Here is a 21107-nt window from a genome sequence, read left to right as displayed (position 1 = left end):
TGCGCGCGCGAGTTGATCCGGCAAATCCCGCAGAGGATTGGAGGAAACTACCGATCGGGCCGCCATCGGTAGTTCCACCGATTTACAGGCCCGGACCCCGCCAGCAACCTTGGGGCGACCAACGGGAGAAGCACGCCATGACCAGGGCGACAGCCGATCGGGGACGCCGCCGCTTTCTTTCCGGGCTGGGCGCGCTGGCCTTCATCGCGGCCGTGCCCATGGCCGCCGGGGCCCGGCCCGCCGATCCGCTGCCGAGCTGGACGGCCGGCGCCACGCGAACGGCGATCGTGGATTTCGTGCAGAGGACGACGAGCAAGGGCGACGCTTTCGTGCCGGTGGCCGAACGCATCGCCACCTTCGACAATGACGGCACGTTGTGGGCCGAACAGCCGCTATACTTCCAGTTCCTTTTCGCGCTGGACCGCATCCGCGCACTGGCCCCCCAGCATCCCGAATGGAAGGATCAGGAACCCTATAAATCGGCGCTGGCCGGCGACGTGAAGGCGCTCGCGCTGGGCGGCGAAAAGGCGCTGGGTGAAATCGTGATGGCCACCCATGCCGGCATGACCAACGATGAATTCCGGGCGACGGTGAAGCAGTGGCTGGCGCAGGCCCGCCATCCCACAACGGGGCGGCGCTATGACGAGATGGTCTATCAGCCGATGCTGGAACTGCTGGCCTATCTGCGCGCCAACGACTTCAAGACATTCATCGTATCGGGCGGCGACACCGAATTCATGCGCGCCTTTGCCGAACATGTTTACGGCATACCGCCCGAACAGGTGATCGGATCGCGGATGAAGCTGGAATATCGGCTGACCGGCGACACGCCGGCGCTGGATCGCAAGCCGGTGATGGAATTCATGGATGACGGCCCCGGCAAGCCCGCCGCGATCGGCGCGATCATCGGCCGCCGGCCGCTGTTCGCCGCCGGCAATTCCGATGGGGACCTGCAGATGCTGCAATGGACGACGCTGCGGCCCGGCCCGTCGATGGCGATCATCGTCCACCATAGCGACCGGGCGAGGGAATGGGCCTATGATCGCCAGTCCGCGGTAGGCCGCCTCGACAAGGCGCTGGACGAAGCGCCGCGGCGCGGCTGGATCGTGGTGGACATGGCGAAGGACTGGAAGCGCATCTATCCCGATGCGGCGGCAAGCGCGGCTAACGGCGCTCAGCCCGCCCCGCCGCCCGTGGCCGGCGGCTCGCCCACGCTTTCGATATCGCGTTCGAGGAAATAGCTGAGCCCGGTCCGGATCGCCGCGATGGCGGCCAGCTTGCCGATATCGTCCCAGGTAGGGGCGACGGCGGTGCGGATGATATCGGCCCCCAGCGCGAATTCGAGCGCAAGGAGTATCCAGGTCGCGAACCTGAGCCAGATCGCCCGGCGGGACCAATCCTGCGGCGCCTTGGTGGCGATGTTGGTGACGACCCGGACGGCGGCCTCGAACGCCCCGTAGGCGACCACGATCACCACCACGATCTCCAGCAGAAGGGCGGAATATGATGCAGCTAACTTTAGAGTTTCCTCCATATTGCACCCGTCTTTTTATTTCATGAACACTCCACCGCAGAACATTTGTTCCTGGCAATAATTTCATACAAATTTTAATATTGTTGATATTACATATCGTTCATAATATTCTTCCGATCATGACCCAATGCATGCCACCACGCAGGATATTGATCGCCGACGATCATGGCGCCATGCGCCGCGGCATCCGCGACGTGCTGGCGGAATGCCCGCACGGACAGATCGTCGCGGAGGCGGCGGACGGGCATCAGGCGCTGGAGATGGCGCGGGAGGCGCAGCCGCACATTGCGATCATCGATTATCTGCTGCCGCTGCTGAACGGGCGCGATCTGGCACGGGCGCTGGTTCGCGAAATCCCGAACATCCAGGTGCTGATCTACACCATGCAGGATCGCGACGACCTGCTGGCCGACATATTGAGTTCCGGCGCGCGCGGCTATGTGCTGAAATCCGATCCGTCCTGGCATCTCGTGGCCGCGGTGGAAGCGCTGGCGAACCGGCAGCCCTATTTTTCGGGCATCGCATCCGAGGCGCTGCTGCAGCATTTCCTGCGCGACACGCCGCCGGGCGCATCCGACACGCTCAATGGCCTGACCACGCGCGAGCGCGAGATCGTCCAACTCATTGCCGAGGGGAAGATCAACAAGCAGATCGCCCACCTGCTCGGCATCAGCATCAAGACGGTTGAAACGCATCGTGCCACTGCCATGCACAAGCTGAAGATACGGTCGACGGCGGAGCTGGTGCGCTACGCGGTGCGCAACAACATCACCCAGGCGTAAGCCGGATCGGCCCGTCCGCATCGCGCGGCCTGCGGATCGGCAGGGAGGCATGGACGAGCGTGCCCCTGGCGAGGCGGCGGATCTCGAACCGGCCGGCGAGGGCCTCGATCCGCTCGCGCATGCCGCGCAGGCCCACGCCCGTGCAGCAGGCGTGCGGCGCACATGCCGCCTCGTCTATGCCGATGCCGTTATCCTGCACCTCCAGCATGATCTCGCCAGCGCCCCCGCCGAGATGCACCGAGGCGCTGGCCGCGCCGGCATGGCGGACGACGTTGGACAACGCCTCCTGCGTCATCCGATACAGAGCAAGGTCGATGACATCGGAATTGGTGCGGCAGTCCGGATCGGCGGTGAAATCGATGCGCAGGCCCGTGCGGCGCGCAAAGCCCGTGGTGAACAGCTTGAGCGCGGCCGCGATGCCGTCGCAGCCCAGTTCCGGCGGGTGAAGCACGAAACTCAGCGTCCGCACCTTCTGCTGAAGCGCGATCAGCCCGGCCTCGATTTCCGAATAGGTCCGCCTTGCCCGCACCGAACGCGGCCCTTCCAGCGTGAGCAGGCTGAGCTGCATCACCGCAAGCTGTTGCGCGGTATCGTCGTGCAGCTCGCGCGCGATCCGCCGGCGCTCGTCGCCTTCCGCCTTGAACAGGAGCTGGCAGAAACGGTCGCGCTCGGTTTCCCGGCGCCGTCTGTCGGTGACATCGGCATGGCTGACGATGCAATATTCCGGGCTGATCGCCAGCCGTTGCGCATTCATGAGGTGATGCCGGAGGTCTCCGCCGACATCGAGCATATATTCATGCTCCAGGCGGGAGATGCGGCCTTCATAGAGCGCGACGAGGCCATCGCCCATCACGCGCGCGTCAGAGTTCGCATAGCCGGCCTCCCGGCACATCTCCAGATAGCTGCGGCCCATATAGGCATTGTCCGCCTCGCAGCCGGTAGCGGCCATGCGGGCCAGATTCCGCCATGCCGTGTTGACCGCGACGATCCGCATGCCGGGATCGAGGATGGCGACATATTCGGGCAAGGTATCGATGATCGTGCGCACCAGCGCCAGAAAACCGCGAGGAAGCGGCGGCGGGGAATGGACTGCGAGCTGGCTGGGAAACGTGGCGGCGAGGCCGCTCCGGTCCGGTGCGCAGGTCCGCGTTCGTATCGCTTCGCGCATGTGTTCGACTCCCCAAGCACGTCCGGTCCGGACGCAGGAACACAAGCAGAGAAACCCCCGATTATCCCTTCCCTCTTGGCCTACCCTGTTTCGCGCCCCGATCGGGCAAACCCCAGCCCGAACGAAACGCATCGTCAATATACCTAGGAGTGGGGTGTGCCGTCATTCAGTGAAAACCCCTAGGACAAAAAAGAAGTGCATCCTTTGGGCGCGACCTCCGGCAGCGACATGCAGTGCCGCCAAGTTATACCCCATCCAGCCAAGCCCTGCGTCGGCATGGGATATTTCATCCTTTTTCGCGCTTCACTTGGCATGACCGCATTCCATCGATCATGACAGCCATATTTCGATGACCGGTCCGTATTTCACCTGATTGCGCCGGGCACGCTATCGCATTCCAATCCGACACGGCCGGCGTGCCGCGACAGACGCCGGATCGGACCATGCCGAGCCCGCACACCGCCGGCACGCGCGGTCCATGAAAGGGGCGAAGATGCACCACGATCGATCGGGCCCTCGTCGCTTCCGCAACGGACTTGCCATATTGATGGTGCTGCCCGTGACGCTGGCGGGGTGCGCCACGCCGAAGCGCCTGCCTGCCGTGCCGGTCGCCCAGACGGCGCGCGCGCAGCCGGTGATCGGCGCCATCCGCTTCCTGGCCGCGCGCGATCCCGCTCCCTTCGCGGACGAGGCCATCGCCTCGATAAGGAAGGAGCAGGCCTATCTCGCATCCCAGGGCAAGACCGGGCCTTTGCCGCCCGCATCCTATCTCGCCATATCCGGCGGCGGCGATAATGGCGCGTTTGGGGCCGGCCTGCTCAACGGCTGGACGGCATCGGGCACCCGCCCGGAATTCAAGGTGGTGACGGGCATCAGCACCGGCGCCCTTTCCGCCCCCTTCGCCTTCCTGGGGCCGGATTATGACGATGAGCTGGCGCGGGTCTACACCACCATCTCCCCGCGCGACGTCTTCCGGATGCGGGGTCTGCTGAAAGGCTTCTTCGCCGACGCGATGGCGGATTCGACGCCGCTGATGCAGCTTGTAGAACGCTATGTCGACCAGGCCATGCTGGATGCCATCGCCCGCGAATATGCCAAGGGGCGGCTGCTGCTGGTGGCCACGGCGGACCTGGACGCGCTGGAGCCGGTGATCTGGAACATGACGGCGATCGCCGCCAGCAAGGATCCGCGCGCGCCGGAGCTGTTCCGCAAGATACTCGTGGCGTCGGCGTCGATCCCCGGCGCCTTCCCGCCGGTGATGATCGACGTGACCGTCGACGGCGTCCGCCACCAGGAAATGCATGTCGACGGCGGCACGATCGCCCAGGTCTTCCTCTATCCGCCGGCGGCGAAGGCCGCGCTGCACGGCCATATCGTGGCGCGCAAGCGCACGCTCTACATCATCCGCAACGCCCGGCTGGACCCGGACTGGGCAAGCGTCGAACGGCGCACCCTGCCGGTGGCCGCGCGCGCCGTCGCCTCGCTCACCCAGACGCAGGGGATAGGCGATCTCTACCGCATCTACGTGACCACGCAGCGCGACGGGATCGATTACAACCTGGCCTTCATCCCCAGCAGCTTCAACGTGCCGCACCGCCAGGAATTCGATACCGATTATATGCGCCAGCTCTTCGAGCTCGGCAGGGCGGAGGGAAGCGCGGGATATCGCTGGCAGAAATATCCGCCGGGATATGAGGCCGCCCCGATCGACCAGCGCTGACAGGCCGGATCTCCGCCGGAATCGTCAGGGCACGCACGCAACCGATACCGATCCGAACGGCAACGGGGCGAAGGCCGCTTCCGGCCTCCGCCCCGCCATTGCCGAATTCCCGCTCAGCTGGAACCGGCGGCCGGTTCCGACAGCTTGGCCAGGGCATCGCTGATCGTGAAGCTGCCCGGTTTCTGCACGCGGGGGAAATCCTTGAACGTCTGCACGAACTTGTCCGCCAACCCGTAGGCGCCGAACAGGATATAGTCGTGATAGAGGAACCATTCGTAATAGCTGTTCGACGTGATGTCGGCATATTCGTAGGGATCGGTCCGCAGGTTGAACAGCTTGGGCAGGCGGAGCGGGACGAAGGGCTCGGCCCAGACCTGCATGGTTCCGCGCACCCGCTGCTCCATGAACACGATCTTCCAATTGTCGTAACGGACGCCCAGCACGTCACCGTCATCGCTGAAATAGAAGAACAGCTTGCGCGGGCTCTCCTCTTCCTCGCCCGTGAGGTAGGGCAGCAGGTTCACGCCATCGATGTGGTTCTTGAACGTCTTGCCATTGGCCTTGTGGCCCTTCTTCAGCTTTTCCACGACATCGGGTTCGCCCGCGATGGCCAGGAAGGTGGGCAGCCAGTCATGATGCTGGACGATACCGTTGGCGACATGGCCGGCCTTCACCTTGCCCGGCCAGCGCACCAGCAGCGGCACGCGGAAGGCGCCTTCCCAATTGGTGTTCTTTTCGCTGCGGAACGGCGTGGTGCCGCCATCGGGCCATGAGTTGCGATGGGGGCCGTTATCCGTCGAATACATGACGAAGGTGTCGTCGACGATGCCGAGTTCATCGAGCAGATCGAGCATCTGGCCGACATTGCCGTCATGATCGATCATCGTGTCATGATAAGGCGATTGCCAGCGGCCGGCCTGGCCCAGGCTTTCCTTCTTGGTGTGCGTGAACATGTGCATGTGGGTGGTGTTCAGCCACACGAAGAAAGGCACGCCATCGGCATGCGCCTTCTTGATGAAGGCGCGGGCATGCTCGACGAAATCGTCGTCGCAAGTTTCCATGCGCTCCTTCGTCAGAGGGCCGGTATCCTCGATCTTCTGCTTGCCGACCTTGCCCCAGCGCGGCTCCTCGGTCGTGTCGTCCTTGTCCTGCGCAAAGCAGTGGAGAACGCCGCGCGGGCCGATGGTCTTGCGGATGTTGGGGAAATCCTTTTCCGGATAATAATCGTACATCTCCGGCTCTTCCTCGGCATTCAGGTGGTAGAGATTGCCGTAGAATTCGTCGAAGCCATGCAGGGTGGGCAGAAATTCGTTGCGGTCGCCCAGATGGTTCTTGCCGAACTGGCCGGTTGCGTAGCCATGGTTCTTCAGCAGGTCCGCGATCGTGACGGTTTCCGCCTGCAGCCCTTCGCGTCCGCCCGGACGGCCGACCTTCGACAGGCCGGTGCGATAGACGCTCTGGCCGGTGATGAAGGAGGAACGGCCCGCCGTGCAGCTCTGCTCGCCATAGCTGTCGGTGAACATCGTGCCTTCCCTGGCGAGGCGATCGATATTCGGGGTCTGATACCCCATCAGGCCGTGGGAATAGCAACTGAGGTTGCTGATCCCGATATCGTCGCCCCAGATCACCAATATATTGGGTTTACCCTTCGGCATCGCGAATCTCCGTCGCAGAGGATCGGGGAAAACATCGCAGCCGGCCGGCGGCTATCCTATCGGGACAAACCCTTCCCTTCGCGCGGATATGCCCTGGGCATGCGGGCAACGATGCATCGGAGGGAGGGCTTCAGGCCTGGACGATGTTGTTGCGCACGGCGTAGCGCACCAGCTCGGCCGTCGTCTTCAGCTTCAGCTTGTGCATGGAGGAAGCACGGTGCGTTTCCACTGTCTTCACGCTGATGTGCAGGGCGTGGCCGATTTCCTTGTTGGTCCGGCCCTCCGCGATCAGCTGCACCACCTCGCGCTCGCGCTGGGTGAGGGTGGTGCCGCTGGCCGATTGATCCGCCTCGAGGAAGCGATCGAGCAGGGTTTCCGATATCGCGCCCGAGAAATAGGGCTTGTGCACCGATAGCGCCTCGATCGCGCCCAGCAGGTGACCGCCCGTATCGGATTTCAGCACATAGCCGCGCGCGCCGGCGCGCAGCACCTCGAGGATCAGATCCTCCCGATCGTGCATGGTATAGATCAGCACCTCGACGCGCGGCAGTTCCCGCTTGAGGCGGCGGGTGAGATCCAGCCCGTTGAGGATCGGCAGCAGATAATCGACGATCGCGATGTCCGGCTTGCATTCCAGCGCCAGATCGAGCGCGCTCTGGCCGTCCGCCGCCTCGCCCACCACGATCCAGTCGGGCCGATTCTCCACGAAGGTGCGCACGCCACGACGCAGCACCTCATGGTCGTCCGCAATCAGGATGCGGCGCTGGGGAGGTCCCATGCCCACTCCGCTCAGCCCGGCCTTGCCGTGGAGCGATCCGGCGGGAAACAGCGCAGGGCCTGCATGGTCGATCGTGCTCCTCGCACCACTCCCTCCACTTGTTCCGGCCGGCTGCTCCGGCTCGCCGATTCACGAAGGATCACCCGAAGCGGGGGCGAAGACCATAGGGATTTACCCCCGCACGGGCGGCGCCCGATCCCATCCAAGGCAGGCGCGCCCGGAAGATATACGAGGCATTCCACCGGGAAAGTCCCGATGTCGCGCTCAGGCGGAGGCGGCTAATTTCCCTGCGACCATCTCGTCAGCGGGAGTTCGGATCATGCTGCGTTCCCTCTATTTCGGCGGACATCTGGCGGCGGCCGCGATCCTCCTGGCCGCGCCGGTGATCGGGTGGGCGCAGATGCGCCAGCGCGATCCGGCGGCGGCGTTCGAGCAGACCGATGCCGACAAGGACGGCAAGGTGACGCAGGCGGAATATGCGGCGGCGCGATCCCGCCATTTCGCCCAGTTCGACCATAATGGCGACGGCGTGGTCAGCCGGGCGGATTTCCCCCGCGCGTCCAACCGTCCGCAGATTGCCGCCCGGCTGGATGCGATGATCGCCGAAGCCGATCTCAACAAGGACGGGCAGGTCACGCGCGAGGAACTGGCCAAGGCGCCCATGCCGATGTTCACGCGCGCGGACACCAACAAGGACGGTGCGGTGACGCAGGCCGAGATCGCGGCCCTGCGCGCAGCCCACGGGCGCTGACCGGCAATCATCCCATGGTGAGGCGCAGCGCGGGAAGCTGCAGGAGCTGGACCAGCCCAACGATGCACGCCACCGCCGCCAGGCTGATGAGCGCCAGCCGGACCCTGGGCCGCTTGAACGTCTGGCCGATGCCGCCCAGGAACAGCGCCAGGGCCAGGATCACCGTCGCCTGGACGAAGGCGTCGCTGATATTGTTCGCCCTCTCGCCATCGGAGAACAGCCTGTCCGCCTCGCGCTCCATCCGCGCGGCCTCGTTCCGCAACGGCATCGCATAATCCGTCATCGCGAAGGGCGTGGGCGGCGCCGACAGGTTGTGGAGCGGCTTCAGCGCGATCCAGGCATCGAAGGCCGGCCGGAATGCGGGCCGGAAGCGCCGGTGGTAAAAAGCCTGCAACCTTGGCTCCTCCTGCGCCACGGCATCGAGCCATTGCGAGAAAAGGAAGAGGTCCACGGCCTCCAACTGGCCGTTCTGCATGGCAAGCCGGCTCGCCTCCACCCGGGCGGCACCGGCGCGGGTATAGGCGGCCGCCTGCTCGCCATCCCAGAGCGCCGCCTGGAAGCCCGCCCAGGAGGTCAGGAGCGCCGCCACGGACAGCACCAGCGCGGCGATGATCTCGGCCAGGTCCAGATGCCGTTCGTGGCGCCGCTGCGCCGCCTCGATCGTTTCGGCCTCTTCATCCATCGGGCGGGGACCCTTCCTCCTCCCCTTGCTTTTCGATTGCCCGCGCGCGCTTCGCCATCGGGGAAAACCCGTGCCGCGACCCGGCAACGTCCCGATCGTCCTTGCGGCGGGGCCGGCCTTCCCGCAGCGCCGGTGGCCGCCCCGCGCCATCCGGACTGATCTCAGGCGATCTCGGTATTCTTCCCGATAGGTATGGCGGCTTCCGCTGCCCCATAATGACGACAACCGGAAGCCATGGAGGGAATCGATGGCGAAGCGTTGGTTCGGCATTGCCGCCTTGCTGGTGGCGACCGCCTGTGCATCGACCCCGCGGGTCAATTACGACTCCGATCCGACGGCGGATTTCAGCCGCTACCGATCCTATAGCTGGGTATTTTCCGGCGTTCCGCAGGGGATGAACCCGCTGCTGTTCGAACGGGTGAAGGCGTCGATCGACCGGTCGCTCGCCGCCCGATCCTTCACGCAATCGGCGAACGGCGATTTCGCCATAGCCTTCACGCTCGGCGCCCGCGACAGGGTGGAAGTGACGGATTACGGCCCTTACGGCCCCTTCTTCCCCCGCTTCGGCTATGGCTGGGGCGGATATCACGATGTCGACGTGCGCAACGTGACCGACGGCACCCTGACCATCGACATATATGACGTCGCCACGAAAAAGCCGGTCTGGCACGGCACCGCGACGCAGGAGATCAACCGGAACAAGCCCGATCCGGCGATGATCGACGTCGCGGTCGACGCGGCGCTCGCCAATTTCCCGCCGCCCCCGCCCAAGGCCCGATAGCGCCGGCCCGCCGATCGGAGACGTGATATGGACGAACCACCCATTCCCCCCGGCGACGCTGATTCCCTGATCGGCGGCGATCCTTCGGAGGAACTTTCCTCCAATCGCACCGCGCTATCGCTTTTCCGCACGGAGATGAGCAGCGACCGCACGCTGATGTCGGTCGTCCGCACCTCGCTCTCGCTGATCGCCTTCGGCTTCACCGTCTTCCAGTTCTTCCAGACGCTGAAGGAGAATTATCTGAAGGACCAGATGATGAGCGCCGCGCCCCGCCGGTTCGGCGCGGTGCTGATCGCCATCGGCATGGTGATGCTGTGCCTGGGCCTTTATAATCATGTGCGCTCGATCAGGATGCTGCGCGAACGGCGCAACCGCCTCTATCGGCTGGGGCTGATCCACAACATGGCGCAATTCCAGCTATCGTCGACGACATTGATCGCCGGGGCCCTGCTGATCGTCGGCCTGTTCGCGATCCTGCGCGCCATCTTCCATATCGGGCCGTTCTGATGGCGACCGCCGGGGCCATGCCGGCCGTGGCCGATCGCGATATGGCCTGGATTCCCGCCGGCCGCTTCACGATGGGATCGGACGATCATTATCCCGAGGAGCGGCCGAGCCGCCCGGCCCGCGTGGACGGATTCTGGATCGACAGGATGCCGGTGACGAACGCGGCGTTCGCGCGCTTCATGGCCGCCACCGGGCATGTGACGGTCGCGGAGACCGCCCCGGACCCGGCCGACTATCCCGGTGCGCTTCCGGAAAATCTGGTTCCGGCATCGCTGCTGTTCGTGCAGCCTTCGGCCCCGGTCGCCCTCCACGGCCCGATCACCCAATGGTGGCAATATACGGCCGGCGCGGACTGGCGGCATCCCACGGGGCCGGAAAGCAGCCTCGACGGCCTGGACGACCATCCCGTCGTCCATGTCGCGCTGGCCGATGTCGAGGCTTATGCCGCCTGGGCCGGGCTGGCGCTGCCCACGGAGGCCGAATGGGAATATGCCGCGCGCGGCGGGCTGGAAGGCGCGGAATATGCCTGGGGCGATGTCCTGATGCCCGACGGCAAGGCCATGGCGAACACCTGGCAGGGCGCGTTTCCCATGGAAAACCAGCTCGAGGACGGCTGGCTGCGCACGTCGCCGGTGGGCACCTATCCGCCGAACGGCCACGGCCTTTACGACATGATCGGCAATGTGTGGGAATGGACGGCGGATTGGTGGTCGCTCCCCGGCGCGCGGATCGCCGCCAAAAGCTGCTGCGGCGGGGATCGGCCCCGCCCGCCGACCGAGGCCGGAAGCGTGGCGCCGGGCGATCCGATCCCCATCCCCCGCCGCGTGCTGAAGGGCGGATCGCATCTCTGCGCGCCCAGCTACTGCCGGCGTTACCGGCCCGCCGCCCGGCATGCGCATCCTATCGACACGCCGACCTCCCATATCGGATTCCGTTGCGTGTATCGGGAAGGCGCGGGGGAATAGCCGCGCCCGTCGCCGGCGCGAGGCCGCGAGCGGATTCAGCCGATGATGTCGGCGACGATGCGGCGCAGCTCGCGCTGGGAGAGGAGCGCCGATCCGGCGGCGCGGATGGCGGGATCGTAAGCCGGCATCGGCGGCCGGCGCGTTTCATTTCGTGCGTTCTTGTGATTGATGGTCTGCATTTCATTCCTGGGCGCGTTCGATCGCGCATCTTGGTTTATGGAAATGCCGGCGGCGGCGCCCATACGCTATCGGATGAAGCCACACGCGCGGCCTTGGGGCCACGGCATGTCTGGCGTTCCGGTGGATTGGCATGCCCCACCCCGCGGGGTTCGGGCGGCAGCCGGGTTCGGACGATCCCGGCGCATGGCGCACCATGTCGGCGCCCTGGATATGGGGGGCATCAGGCCCCGATCAACCCCCTGCCCGCCGCGCGGCGGCTGGTGGGCCGGGCTTTTGCCCGGAATTACCGGGCGATGGAGCCCGCCGTTCCGGCTTTCGCAGCCGGACGGCGGGTTCGCATCAGCCGCACGATCAACGGGCGGCGAAGCGGAGATCGGACTTGGCGACGGCCATCGCCATATCGGCCTTCGCCCCTTCGATCGCCTTGGCGCGGCAGCGGGCGCTCGCCACCGTGGGGACGTTGCCCGTCCGGCCGCAGATCCGGTCGGCGGCGCGGCTGACGCGGCTCTTCAAGGTGGCGACGCCGGCATCGGTCGACAGATCGAGGTCGCTGTAGGAGACCGGCTGGCTGACCGTTTCGGCGCGCAGCGGGGTGGCGGCGGCGAGGGTGACGACAGTGGCGACGATCGCACCGAAGCCGGCGAGCGAGTTGTTCTTGATGGTCATTTTCTTTCCCTTCCCTGAGTGAGGTTGCAGATGCTTTCCTACTCAGCAGGGATCGTGCCAATTTCGATTTCCCCGAAAATTCTCATATTTTTCGATTTTGCCGATATGATGTCCACCATCTATCGGCAAATTTCGCACATAGATGGCAAAATAAACCATCTCACGAAAATTCCCTTTATGGGCAATCCCCCATCTGTCCGGTTTCGGACAAAGGGCGGCGGCTGGCCCTGCCCCGGCGAAAGGCCGATAGTCGCGCCATGGACGATTCGATGACGGGCCAGAAGGCCATGCCGGCGTCCATGAGGAGGATTTGCCGATGACCGATGCGCCGACCAGCATCAGCCTTGACGCCCATCTCGCCATTGCGGGGCCGGCGGCCGAAAGCTTCGCCCGCCTGTGGCGGACATTGTGGCGACAGGACCACCTGCCGGCGGAATTGCTGGAACTCTGCCGCCTGACGATGGCCCGTCTCCACGGCGATGCCGGCGAGCAGGCCGCCGCCAATATCGAGCTGGGCGGCCATGCGCCCTCGCCCGGCCGGCGCGATGCCGTCCTGTCCGGCACGGCGCTGGACGATCCGGCCTTTTCGCCCGCGGACAAGGCGGTGCTGCTGTTCGCCGAATATTATTGGATGGACCCGCAATCCATCACCGATGAGGCCGCCGATGCGGTGAAGGCCCATTTCGGCGAGGCGGGGCTGGTGATGCTGATCGAGGCTTTGGGCTGCATCGACGGCCGCATCCGCGCCGCCCGCTGCCTGCGCGACCTGACGGCCGCCGCCCCTGTGAAGGAGACCGCCCATGTCGGCTAAGCCCCGCGCCACCGGCCCCGGCACCCAGACCGGCAATGTCATCCGCGACAGCGCGATGGGCCTGATCCCCGAAACGGTGGATGAGATCATCGCCCTCAACGGCCATGTCTGGCGCGACAGCCTGGTGCCGCCTTCGCTGCTGGAGATCATCCGCCTGCGCAATGCGCGCACGGTGAACTGCGTCTTCTGCAAATCGGTGCGCTATGACGTGGCCCGCCGCGACGGCCTTTCCGAGGATCGCGCCGAGATGGTGGCCGACGGCTATGAGGACAGCGCCCTTGCCCCCCGCGAAAAGGCGGCGCTGGCGCTGGCCGATGCCTATCTGAACTTCCCGGCCGGCATGGCGCCGGACGGCGCGGCGCGGCTTTCGTGCACGTTCCAGCCGGCCGAGATCGCATCGATGCTGGTGGCGCTGATGACCTTCAACTTCACCTCGCGCATGGCGGTGAGCATCGGCGGCATGCCGGAAGAACCGCTGCCGATCACCGAAGTCTCGCTCGCCATATCGACGAGCTGAACCGGGCACGGCGACGCGGCGTTTCCATGGCCGGGGATCGGGTATAAGCGACCCATCATGTCGATCGAATCCGAAGCCCGGTCGCGCGCCGATTTCGAAGCGGGATTGGCCGCGCTGGCGGAGCTGCTGGGCGAGCGCTTCACGCGCAACGCCGCGATCCGCGAGCAGCACGGCAAGGCCGAGACCTATCACGCCGCCCGGACGCCGGATGCGGTGATCTTCCCGCGATCGACCGAAGAGGTGGCGGCGGCGGTGGCCATCTGCGCGCGCCATGCCATCCCGATCATCGCTTATGGCGCGGGCACGTCGCTGGAGGGCAATATCACCGCCATCCACGGCGGCGTCTGCTTCGACATGACCGGCATGAACCGGATCGTCACGGTGAACGAGGCGGACCTCGACTGCACGGTGGAAGCCGGCGTGACCCGCGAGGAGCTGAACCTGCACCTGCGCGACAAGGGGCTGTTCTTTCCGATCGATCCCGGCGCGAACGCCACGCTGGGCGGCATGGCATCGACGCGCGCGTCGGGCACCAACGCCGTGCGTTACGGCACGATGCGCGAAAATGTGCTGGCGCTGAAGGTGGTGACGCCGGAAGGCCGGATCATCACCACCGCCCGGCGCGCGCGCAAGTCCGCCGCCGGTTACGACCTGACCCGGCTGTTCGTGGGATCGGAAGGCACGCTGGGCATCGCGACCGAGGTGACGCTGCGCCTTTACGGCATCCCCGAAACCATCTCGGCGGCGGTGTGCCCGTTCGAGAGCCTGCAGGGCGCCGTCGACACCGTCGTCCAGGCGATCCAGCTCGGCGTGCCGATGGCGCGGATCGAATTGCTGGACGACGTGCAGATCGACGCGGTGAACCGCTGGGCCGGCACCGAGCTTGCGGTGCGGAACACCCTGTTCTTCGAATTCCACGGCAGCGAGGCGCATGTGCGCGAGCAGGTGGAGACGGTGCGCGCGATCAGCGCCGACAATGGCGGCGGCGATTTCAGCTGGGCCTCTACCACCGAGGAGCGCAATCGCCTGTGGAAGGCGCGGCACCAGGCTTATTATGCCGCGCTCAACCTGCGGCCGGGATCGACCGGCTGGTCCACCGACGTGTGCGTGCCGATCAGCCGCCTGGCCGAATGCATCGTCGCGACCAAGGCCGATCTGGCCGGCATCGCCATGCCCGCGCCGATCGTCGGCCATGTCGGCGACGGCAATTTCCACGTCACCTTCGTGCTCGATCCCGAACGGCCGGAGGAGTTCGCCGAGGCCCGCCGCATCAACGCCCGGCTGGTGGAGCGCGCGCTGGCGATGGGCGGCACCTGCACCGGCGAACATGGCGTGGGGCTGGGCAAGATCGACTGGCTGGAGGCGGAGCATGGCGAGGCCGTGGAACTGATGCGGCGGATCAAACGCGCCATCGATCCCGCCAACATCATGAACCCCGGCAAGATCCTGCGCCTGCCGCCCGATCCGGCCTGAAGCCGGTCAGGCCCGGCGCGCGGGCCGTGGCGGAAGCGCGGTGCGGCCGGAGGCGTGGATGACCACGCGGTTGCGGCCGCCGCGCTTCGCCTCATACAGCGCCTCGTCCGCAAGGCGGTAGAGCAGCGGGAAGCTCGTCGCAGCACCGGTATCGGCAAGGCCGATGCTGACGGTGACGGGCATGTCGGCGGGCAGCAGCCCGTCATAGCCCTGGCCGGCGATGCCGATCCGCACGCGATCGGCGAATTCGGCCAGCGGCCGGCCGGCCAGCCCGCGAACGATCAGCACGAATTCCTCGCCGCCCAGCCGGCCGGCCGTGCAGATGTCGCCCTCCCACTGACGCAGGCGATCGGCGATGCGGCGCAGCACCCTGTCGCCCACATCGTGCCCGAAATGATCGTTGACCGCCTTGAAGCGATCGACATCGATCAGGAGCAGCCCGAAGGCGATATTCTCCCGCTCCGCAAGTGCCAGCGCCTCCCCGGCGGCGGCGATGAAGCCGCGGCGGTTGAGAAGGCCGGTCAGCGAATCGCGGCGGGCCAGTTCATCCAGCTCCGCCTGTGCGGCCTGCGCGGCGTCCCGCTCGATGCGGAGCCGCGCGAGGCGGCGGGTGATCGCGAAGGACAGCCATATCGTCTGGAAAGCGGATGCCATCAGCACCGCGATCTGCGCGCCGCCGCCCAGCAGCCGATCGTTGAGGTCCAAAAGCTGGGTGGCCCCCAGGGTCGCCATCGGCACCGCCCAGGCAAGCGCGAAATCGCGCGCCTCCACGCTGCCGCGCCGCCAGGCGGTGACGATCGCGGCCGTGACCGCCAGCAGATCCGCGATGATGAGAACGCCCAATATCTGCCCGATCGGCTCGATCGCGGGGCCGACGGCGAAGGCCGCCGGCAATCCGACCAGCGCCACCGCCGCGCCCAGCAGGAGAACGCCGATGCGCAGAGCGCGGGGAAGCAGCGACCGTTCGAGCGAGGTGACCGCGCTTGCGGTTGCGCAGGCGATCGCCAATGTCGAAAGGAAGGTGCAGATCTGCGAGGAAAGCGTGCCCGCGATGCCCGGCACCACCAGCAGCGCCAGCTGCGACCAGATCAGGCCCCAGATGAAGACGCAGGCCGCCCAGGCCCCGTGCCAGGCGATGAACTGCCGGCGCACGCCATGCGCCAGCGACAGGTTGTAGATCGTGCCGAGCAGCAGCAGCGTGAGCGCGCCGCCGATCAGCGGACCGACGAGCGTGCCCTCGCGATCGGCCTCGCTACCCGGCATCAGCCGCGCCCGCAGCAGATCGTGGCTCGCCAGCCGATCGAAGCGCATGGTGAGCGACGCCACGGGCACGTCGCGATCCGGCAGGCGGAAGACGATCTGGCCGCCATCGCGCCAATGCGTGCCGAAATCGCCGCGCGCGACCCCGAATGTCCGGACCGCGCCGTCCGCATAGGTGGAAAATATCGTGAGGCGATCGAAACGGGTGAGATGGACCAGCAGGGCGAGATCATCGCCGGCCGACCGGGCCTGCACCGGCATGTGCAGCCAGAGCGTGCCGGCCTGATAGCCGCGCGGCCGGCCGTGGCACCGATAATCCGCCGGGGACGGCATCTCCGCGCCGGGATCCTCCGGCGTGACGACGTAGCAGAGCGGCGCGCCGATCTTGAGCGAATCGACCGCGCCATGCGCGAACGGGGCGAATCCGCACAGCAGGAAGATGGCGATAACGGCGCCGGCCAGCCCCCTGATGCCCCTTCTCCCGCTCTGATGCCCTAGCATTCCCATGATCTTTCGGATCATATCTGTCTAGAATGATCAAAGTTTTACCGATGATGGCAGGGCTTTGCCGATTCGGCCGGCCGGCCCCTGGCGAAGGAGCAAAATCGGCGGATTACCGCAGGCAATCGTCGTTTCCATTTCCCTAACACTTTTTGTTCAAGATCATCCCGAAAGGGCAGAACAAAGCTATGGGGTCGACTCCTTTCCATATTAGCCGGTCGCGCTACGGGCCGAACCTGCGCATCCTGTGCGCGGCGCTGCTGATCGGGCTCGTCGTGGGCGCGCTTGGCCTGTTCCTGCCGGTCGAGATGGCCGCGCGGACCATCAGGGGCAAGCTGCACGCCGATCAGGCGAGCGGATCTATCGTCGTCGTCGCCGTCGACGATCCGAGCGTCGCCGAACTCGGCCCGTGGCCATGGCCGAGGGACCAGATCGGACAGATCGTGGGCAAGCTGCGCGCCGCCGGAGCAAAGCAGATCCATCTCGATATCGATCTGTCATCGCCAGGCAAGCCCGCAGAAGACGCGGCACTCGAGGATGCGTTGCGCGCCGCGAAGGGGCATGTGTCCCTCTCTTCCCGGCTGCTCGTCGACATGGTTGCCGGAACGCAGGCGGATACCAGGCCGCTGCCGCGCTTCACCCGCCATGCCACGATGGCGAACACCAATTTATGGGTGGATCGGGACAGCAAGATCTGGGCGCATCCTTATGCCCTCGAACTCGCCACGGGGGTCATGCCATCGCTGGCCAGCCTGCTGAGCGGCGTCCAGGGCAATGAAGGCGCGCAATTCCCCCTGGACTATGCGATCGACGTGCGCTCCGTCCCCGTCGTCAGCGCGCGGGATATCGCCAAGGGTCGCTGGGACAGCAAGATCGTCGCCGGGCGCAAGGTGATCGTCGCGCAGACGTCCACGGGCGCCGAACATTATTTCATGCCTGGCTACGCCCTCGTGCCGGCGGCGTTCTTCCATGTGATCGCGGCTGAAACCCTGATTGCGGGCCGCCCCATCGCCCTGGGCTGGATGCCGCCTTTGATCCTGGCCGGAATGATCGCCGCGATATTCCTGACACTGCGCAACCGGACACATGCGCGGATCGTGCTGGCGGGGGGCTACGGGCTTTTCCTGATCGGGCCGATATTCCTGGAACATCACCACATCTTCCCGGATATCATGGCGTCGCTCGTCACCATGACGGTGGTTGCGGTCGTTCATCTCTACAAGAATCTGCGGCGCGCCTATCATGTCCGGGGCACCACCAATTCCATCTCCGGCCTGCCCAATCTGAATGCGCTGCGCCAAAGGGAGGAAGCCGCGCTCGGCACCCTGGTCGTCGCGCGGATCCAGAATTTCGCCGAAATCACCACTGCCCTTCCCCAGGAATATGAGCGCGAGCTCGTCGAGCAGATCACGAGCCGGTTCAGCTTCGGCACGACGGGCGCCGCCATTTATCAGGCGGACGAGGGGATATTCATCTGGGTAGCGCAGACCCAGAATGACGAGATGCTGATCGAGCAGCTTAACGGCCTGCACGCCCTGTTCCGCAGCCCGGTGATCGTTTCGGCCCAGCTTGTCGACGTGACGGTAACCTTCGGCCTGGACAATGATTCCTCGCGTCCGCTGATGCAGCGCGTGTCGAGCGCGCTCGTGGCGGCCGACGAGGCCGCGAAGGAAGGCCTGCGCTGCGCCACGTTCGATCCGGCGACGCTGGAGGATGCGCAGTGGAAACTGTCCCTCCTCGGCCGTCTCGACCAGGCGATCGAGCGGGGCGAGATCTGGGTCGCCTACCAGCCCAAGATCGACCTCGCCAATGATCGCATCATCGGCGCCGAGGCGCTCGCACGCTGGAAGCATCCCGAGAAGGGTGAAATCTTCCCGAGTCAGTTCATCGTCGCCGCCGAGCGGAGCGGCCGAATCGAAAATCTGACCGCGCATGTCCTCGATTCGGCCGTGGGACTCGCGGCGCGGATCAATCGGTCCGGCTATCCGTTCAGCATCGCCGTGAATCTTTCGGCGCGGCTGCTCGACAAGCCAGGCCTGATCGGGATGGTGGAGCAGACGCTCGCCCGTCACGCCCTGCCGGCCGGCCTGCTGATCCTGGAAGTGACCGAGACGACGGCCATGGCCAGCCAGAGCGAATCCTTCGCGAATCTGGAACGGCTGAGCGCCATGGGCGTGCAGCTATCGATCGACGATTATGGCACCGGGCTTTCAACTCTCGAATATCTAAAGAAAATTCCGGCAGGCGAGATCAAGATCGATCGCAGCTTCGTCGGCATGCTCGATAAATCCCAGGGCGACCGGATCATGGTGCATTCGACGATCCAGCTCGCCCATTCGCTGGGTCGCAAGGTGGTGGCCGAGGGGGTGGAGAATGCCGCCACGCTCGCCGAATTGCGGCGGATGCAATGCGATTTCGTGCAAGGCTACCATACCGGCCGGCCGATGCCGGCGCCTGCCCTGATCAACCAATTGCCAGTTAACGCAAGGGAAACTGCGGCTTAATATACTTAATATCTTGTTAACCATGATTGGTAGTGATACCCCTCGTTTCGCGGGCGTCCTGAACCTGCCCGCGCAATGTGAGGGGCAATCATGGTTAAGAGCACGGGTCACAATCGCCACGCCAACCAGCCGCTGCGCTGGGACATCTGGAGCTATCTCCTGGGTGGCGGTCAGTGGCGCTGAGCGCAACGCGCTTAGCTTGACGAAAAGCCCCGCTTTCAGCGGGGCTTTTTTTATGTCTGGCCAGGCCCGCGTTACTGTCGAACGGCTTCGCTGGTCGACGGCTTCACTTCCATCCGCTGTGCGAATCATCAGGCGGCCAGGCACCGGCATTACGGCAGGCGATTCGGCCATGGCATAATCGCCAAAGAAAAAGGGCGCCCCGGCCGATGCCGGAACGCCCCTTCCCAACCCGAAAGAGACGAATCAGCCCTCCATATCTTCCAGTTCACGGCCGCGGGTTTCGTTGACCATGGCGCGGACGAAGAAGAAAGAAGCGAAGGCCGATAGCGCATAGAAGCCGTAGGTCACCGGCAGGCCGACCCCGGCCGCCAGCGCCGGGAAGCTGACGCTGATCGCGAAATTGGCGATCCACTGGGCAAAGCCGGACACCGCCAGCCCCGATCCCCGGATCTGGTTAGGGAACATCTCGCCCAGCATCACCCACATCACCGGCCCCCAGCTCAGGTTGAAGAAGATGACGTAGAGGTTGGCCGCGATCAGCGCGATCAGCCCGACCTGGTCCGACAGATGCAGGCTGCCGTCCACGAAGCCCGCCGTCGCGAAACAGGCGGCCATGGTGCCGAGCGTCACGGCCATGCCGGCGGAACCGATCAGCAGCAGCGGCTTGCGCCCGATGCGATCGATCAGGCCGACGGTGACGAGGCAGGCAAGGATCGAAAGCGTGCCGGAGAGGATGTTGATCTTCAGCGCGTCATTCTCGCTGAAGCCCACCGACTGCCACAGCACCGCGCCATAATAGAACACGATGTTGATGCCGACGAGCTGCTGGAAGATGGCGATGCCGATCCCCGCCCAGACGATCCTGCGGACCCGCCCGGTGGACTTGTCCAGCAGATCGGACAGCTTGGGCTTGTGGTGATCGGCCGCCAGCGAGGCGCGGATCTCCTCCACCTTGCGGCGCGCCTCGTGCGGGCCGAACAGGCGGGCGAGCACGGCTTCCGCCTCCGCGATGCGGCCGCGCACGACGAGGAAGCGGGGGCTTTCCGGGATGAAGAGCAGCGCCAGGAAATAGACCGCCGCCGGAATCACCTGCATCCAGAACATCCAGCGCCACGCGGGATAGCCCAGCCAGAAGGGCGCGGTGGAGCCGCCGGCCGAATGGGCGAGCGCATAATTCGCCACGAACGCGCCGGTGAGCCCGGTGATGATCATGATCTGCTGGACGCTGGACAGGCGGCCGCGGATATGGGCGGGCGTCACCTCGCTGATATAGACCGGCGAAAGCACGCTGGCCGCGCCGACGCCGATGCCGCCGATCAGCCGGGCGATGATGAACACCGCCGAGGAGCCCGCCGCGCCCGCAGCCAGCGCGCTCAGCAGGAACAGCACCGCCGCGATCATCATCACGTTGCGCCGGCCCAGCCGATCGGCCAGCCGGCCGGCGATGAACGCGCCCGCCGCGCAGCCCACCAGGATCGCGCCGACGTTGAGGCCGGTGCCCAGCTTCGAAAGATCGAAGGCGCGCTCCAGCCCGTCCTGCGTGCCGTTGATGACGCCGCTGTCATAACCGAACATGAAGCCGCCGATGGTCGCCACCGCGACGATCGCCGCGATAAACGCCATATTCACGCGCTCTAGCTGCGCCTGATACATGCCTCTTTCCTCTCCTCGAGCGCTTTTCCCGCGCCC

20 protein-coding genes are annotated in these 21107 nt (G+C 65.6%); 11 read left to right on the top strand and 9 right to left on the bottom strand.

The annotated features are described in order from the left end of the window. The first annotated feature begins 137 nt into the window (after positions 1-137). On the top strand, positions 138-1241 hold the full coding sequence (locus tag BHE75_RS03115) for an HAD family hydrolase (protein WP_070932326.1): 1104 nt from the start codon (positions 138-140) through the stop codon (positions 1239-1241). On the opposite strand, the gene BHE75_RS03110 is transcribed toward BHE75_RS03115, so the two are convergent. After that, positions 1175-1477: a DUF1622 domain-containing protein gene (locus BHE75_RS03110; protein WP_254684347.1), complete on the bottom strand. Its 303-nt coding sequence runs from the start codon at positions 1475-1477 to the stop codon at positions 1175-1177. The two genes, BHE75_RS03115 and BHE75_RS03110, sit on opposite strands and share 67 nt — an antisense overlap. 188 nt (positions 1478-1665) lie before the next feature. Here BHE75_RS03110 and BHE75_RS03105 point away from each other — a divergent pair, with 188 nt between their 5' ends. Beyond that, complete coding sequence (locus tag BHE75_RS03105; protein ID WP_070932322.1) at positions 1666-2316, top strand: response regulator; 651 nt, start codon at positions 1666-1668, stop codon at positions 2314-2316. Here the strand turns inward: BHE75_RS03105 and BHE75_RS03100 are convergent. Beyond that, complete coding sequence (locus BHE75_RS03100; RefSeq protein WP_191225131.1) at positions 2303-3484, bottom strand: sensor histidine kinase; 1182 nt, start codon at positions 3482-3484, stop codon at positions 2303-2305. The two genes, BHE75_RS03105 and BHE75_RS03100, sit on opposite strands and share 14 nt — an antisense overlap. A gap of 493 nt (positions 3485-3977) precedes the next feature. Here BHE75_RS03100 and BHE75_RS03095 point away from each other — a divergent pair, with 493 nt between their 5' ends. Continuing rightward, complete coding sequence (locus tag BHE75_RS03095) at positions 3978-5204, top strand: patatin-like phospholipase family protein (protein WP_191225130.1); 1227 nt, start codon at positions 3978-3980, stop codon at positions 5202-5204. A 113-nt stretch (positions 5205-5317) separates the two neighbouring features. On the opposite strand, the gene BHE75_RS03090 is transcribed toward BHE75_RS03095, so the two are convergent. Both BHE75_RS03090 and BHE75_RS03085 read right to left on the bottom strand, forming a co-directional pair. After that, a complete protein-coding gene (locus tag BHE75_RS03090) occupies positions 5318-6859 on the bottom strand; it encodes an arylsulfatase (protein ID WP_070932319.1) in 1542 nt (513 codons plus the stop codon). Positions 6860-6989: 130 nt separating this feature from the next. Further along, complete coding sequence (locus BHE75_RS03085) at positions 6990-7637, bottom strand: response regulator (RefSeq protein ID WP_015459291.1); 648 nt, start codon at positions 7635-7637, stop codon at positions 6990-6992. A gap of 319 nt (positions 7638-7956) precedes the next feature. Here BHE75_RS03085 and BHE75_RS03080 point away from each other — a divergent pair, with 319 nt between their 5' ends. Further along, positions 7957-8388: an EF-hand domain-containing protein gene (locus BHE75_RS03080; protein WP_070932317.1), complete on the top strand. Its 432-nt coding sequence runs from the start codon at positions 7957-7959 to the stop codon at positions 8386-8388. A 7-nt stretch (positions 8389-8395) separates the two neighbouring features. Here the strand turns inward: BHE75_RS03080 and BHE75_RS03075 are convergent, their stop codons facing one another. After that, positions 8396-9070: a hypothetical protein gene (locus BHE75_RS03075; RefSeq protein ID WP_070932315.1), complete on the bottom strand. Its 675-nt coding sequence runs from the start codon at positions 9068-9070 to the stop codon at positions 8396-8398. A 247-nt stretch (positions 9071-9317) separates the two neighbouring features. Here BHE75_RS03075 and BHE75_RS03070 point away from each other — a divergent pair, with 247 nt between their 5' ends. Genes BHE75_RS03070 through BHE75_RS03060 form a run of 3 tightly spaced genes read left to right on the top strand, consistent with a single transcriptional unit; the run spans position 9318 to position 11323 of the window. Next, positions 9318-9851, top strand: a complete 534-nt coding sequence (locus BHE75_RS03070) for a DUF4136 domain-containing protein (protein ID WP_015459288.1) — start codon at positions 9318-9320, stop codon at positions 9849-9851. A gap of 27 nt (positions 9852-9878) precedes the next feature. Next, a complete protein-coding gene (locus BHE75_RS03065; RefSeq protein ID WP_070932313.1) occupies positions 9879-10358 on the top strand; it encodes a YidH family protein in 480 nt (159 codons plus the stop codon). Continuing rightward, positions 10358-11323 (top strand): formylglycine-generating enzyme family protein, encoded by a 966-nt coding sequence (locus tag BHE75_RS03060; protein WP_191225129.1) that lies wholly within the window; start codon positions 10358-10360, stop codon positions 11321-11323. Before BHE75_RS03065 ends, BHE75_RS03060 begins: the two co-directional genes overlap by 1 nt. Before the next feature lie 35 nt (positions 11324-11358). Here BHE75_RS03060 and BHE75_RS03055 read toward each other — a convergent pair whose 3' ends face one another. Together BHE75_RS03055 and BHE75_RS03050 are read right to left on the bottom strand one after the other, a co-directional pair. After that, entirely contained in the window at positions 11359-11565 is a 207-nt protein-coding gene (locus BHE75_RS03055) for a hypothetical protein (RefSeq protein WP_015459285.1), read from the bottom strand. Between the two features lie 289 nt (positions 11566-11854). Further along, on the bottom strand, positions 11855-12169 hold the full coding sequence (locus BHE75_RS03050) for a UrcA family protein (protein ID WP_070932311.1): 315 nt from the start codon (positions 12167-12169) through the stop codon (positions 11855-11857). A 316-nt stretch (positions 12170-12485) separates the two neighbouring features. Here BHE75_RS03050 and BHE75_RS03045 point away from each other — a divergent pair, with 316 nt between their 5' ends. Genes BHE75_RS03045 through BHE75_RS03035 form a run of 3 tightly spaced genes read left to right on the top strand, consistent with a single transcriptional unit; the run spans position 12486 to position 14970 of the window. After that, entirely contained in the window at positions 12486-12980 is a 495-nt protein-coding gene (locus BHE75_RS03045) for a hypothetical protein (RefSeq protein WP_070932309.1), read from the top strand. Further along, the gene (locus tag BHE75_RS03040; protein ID WP_070932307.1) at positions 12970-13497 is read left to right on the top strand and encodes a carboxymuconolactone decarboxylase family protein; all 528 of its coding nucleotides are present in this window, start codon (positions 12970-12972) and stop codon (positions 13495-13497) included. Before BHE75_RS03045 ends, BHE75_RS03040 begins: the two co-directional genes overlap by 11 nt. 57 nt (positions 13498-13554) lie before the next feature. Beyond that, positions 13555-14970, top strand: coding sequence for an FAD-binding oxidoreductase (locus BHE75_RS03035; RefSeq protein WP_070932305.1), 1416 nt, complete (start codon positions 13555-13557; stop codon positions 14968-14970). A 6-nt stretch (positions 14971-14976) separates the two neighbouring features. On the opposite strand, the gene BHE75_RS03030 is transcribed toward BHE75_RS03035, so the two are convergent. After that, a complete protein-coding gene (locus BHE75_RS03030) occupies positions 14977-16731 on the bottom strand; it encodes a sensor domain-containing diguanylate cyclase (RefSeq protein ID WP_070935423.1) in 1755 nt (584 codons plus the stop codon). Positions 16732-16919: 188 nt separating this feature from the next. On the opposite strand from BHE75_RS03030, the gene BHE75_RS03025 reads away from it, so the two are divergent. Continuing rightward, the gene (locus BHE75_RS03025; protein ID WP_139181618.1) at positions 16920-19235 is read left to right on the top strand and encodes an EAL domain-containing protein; all 2316 of its coding nucleotides are present in this window, start codon (positions 16920-16922) and stop codon (positions 19233-19235) included. Positions 19236-19661: 426 nt separating this feature from the next. Here the strand turns inward: BHE75_RS03025 and BHE75_RS03020 are convergent, their stop codons facing one another. Next, positions 19662-21071 (bottom strand): sugar porter family MFS transporter, encoded by a 1410-nt coding sequence (locus BHE75_RS03020; RefSeq protein WP_070932301.1) that lies wholly within the window; start codon positions 21069-21071, stop codon positions 19662-19664. Positions 21072-21107: the final 36 nt, after the last annotated feature.

It is taken from the genome of Edaphosphingomonas haloaromaticamans, from assembly GCF_001853345.1.
GTDB classification, from domain to species: Bacteria; Pseudomonadota; Alphaproteobacteria; order Sphingomonadales; family Sphingomonadaceae; genus Sphingomonas_E; species Sphingomonas_E fennica.
This window is presented reverse-complemented; position numbering and strand designations above follow the sequence as displayed.